General features: G+C 54.1%; 1 protein-coding gene. It reads right to left on the reverse strand.

Translation table 11 applies throughout. From position 1 onward, the window contains the following. On the reverse strand, window positions 1-1554 hold a 1554-nt coding region (locus AK963_RS28850), incomplete at both ends, for a VCBS domain-containing protein (RefSeq protein WP_202969918.1).

A 1554-nucleotide genomic window follows, 5' to 3' on the forward strand; every position in this document is an offset into this window, starting at 1 on the left:
TGAAGGTCCAGTCCACCTGCCCGGTGCCGTCACTGGTGGTGTTGTTGTTGACCGTTGGGGTAAAGGTGCCGAGATAGCCGCTGGTGTCGGAGGTGACACTGACGGTCTGGACATCGGTGAGGTCCACATCAGCAATGGCAAAGGAACCACTGTCGGATAATGTGGTAGTGTTTTCACCGGTGCCGCCATCCACAATCTCGGTCACTGAGCCAGTTTGAGGAATGCTAACCATGATACCTATAGAACTATCAACATAGCCTGGAACATTGTTACCTCCATTCACAGATACATTCTGAATACCATATCCAGATTGACCATCACTTTGCGCAACTTCATTAGTGGTTCCCAGACCATCAGCGAAGAAGGTGCTTTTCTGAGCGTCGGATAAACTGTTCCAATTCGTTAATGTGGTATAAGCAGCTGAAACAACCTTGATGCCGATGGAACCGTTGCCATTATCTGTGACTTCTACTTCTACGGCCTTTCTATATATATCGTCAGACTTATGAACCCAGATGGTGTTTCCAGAGATAAAGTCATTGGCTAGTGTAAAGCTGTCTATGTCATGGTTATTTACACTTGTTCCGCCCCATGTAAATTCAATAGTGATTTGATTACTGTCTATTACATTGATGGTGGGTGTATCGTTAGTGCCAGTTATGGTTACGGTAACCTGCTGATCCACGGTACCGCCGTTACCATCGTTGACCGTCAGCGTGTAGGTCTGGGTCAGTACCTGACCTGCGGCCAGGTCATCAATATCGGCATCGGGCACCGTGAAGGTCCAGTCTACCTGGCCGGTGCCGTCACCGGTGGTGTTGTTGCTGACCGTCGGGGTAAAGGTGCCGAGATAGCCGCTGGTGTCGGAGGTGACACTGACGGTCTGGACATCGGTGAGGTCCACATCAGCAATGGTAAAGGAACCACTGTCGGATAATGTGGTGGTGTTTTCACCGGTGCCGCCATCCACAATCTCGGTCACCGCGCCGGTGACATCGGTGGCTGCAGTAATGGTCGGTACATCATTGGTGCCGGTGATGGTCACCGTCACCTGCTGATCCACGGTACCGCCGTTACCATCGTTGACCGTGACGGTATAGGTCTGGGTCCGCACCTGACCCGCGGCCAGGTCATCAATATCGGCATCGGGCACCGTGAAGGTCCAGTCCACCTGGCCAGTGCCGTCACCGGTGGTGTTGTTGCTGACCGTCGGGGTAAAGGTGCCCAGGTACCCGGTGGTGTCGGAGGTGACACTGACGGTCTGCACATCGGTGAGGTCCACATCAGCAATGGCAAAGGAACCACTGTCGGATAATGTGCTGGTGTTTTCACCGGTGCCGCCATCCACAATCTCGGTCACCGCGCCGGTGACATCGGTGGCCGCAGTAATGGTCGGTACATCATTGGTGCCGGTGATGGTCACGGTGACCTGCTGATCCACGGTGCCGCCGTTGCCATCGTTAACCGTGACGGTATAGGTCTGGGTCCGCACCTGACCCGCGGCCAGGTCATCAATATCGGCATCGGGCACCGTGAAGGTCCAGTCCACCTGGC

Origin of the sequence: Endozoicomonas atrinae (assembly GCF_001647025.1) — a bacterium.
Classification (GTDB): domain Bacteria; phylum Pseudomonadota; class Gammaproteobacteria; order Pseudomonadales; family Endozoicomonadaceae; genus Endozoicomonas; species Endozoicomonas atrinae.